Source organism: Streptomyces sp. 4F14 (assembly GCF_048159485.1).
In the GTDB taxonomy this organism is placed as follows: domain Bacteria; phylum Actinomycetota; class Actinomycetes; order Streptomycetales; family Streptomycetaceae; genus Streptomyces.
Genome location: NZ_JBLRVY010000343.1, coordinates 1 through 331 on the forward strand (window position 1 = coordinate 1; position 331 = coordinate 331).

Consider the following 331-nt stretch of genomic DNA (forward strand, 5'->3'; position numbering starts at 1 on the left):
GAGGGCATCCCGGAGCGCACGCTGGAGAAGGAGTGCGCCTCCCTCGCCGCGTACGTACGCAACTGGGAGCAGAGCGGCGAGACACCGGTCGCGGAACCGGACGGCCCGGCCGGGACGCCGCTGCCCGGCACCGTGGCCGACCAGTCCCGCGCCCGGTGGAGAGAGCGGGCCGTGGAGCTCGTGACGACCGAGCACCGGCCCGGCCCGAGCCGCGACGCCGGCCGCAGCGAGCGGAGCCTGGTCTTCACCTCACCGCGCGTCCGCGAGCTCGTCGTCGCGGAACTGCACGCCCTGTACGGCTACGGCCTCTGGTATCCGCTGCGCCAGTGGC

General features: G+C 74.9%; 1 pseudogene. It reads left to right on the plus strand.

From position 1 onward, the window contains the following. Window positions 1–331, plus strand: a pseudogene (locus ACLZOT_RS51030) (hypothetical protein); the annotation flags it as partial.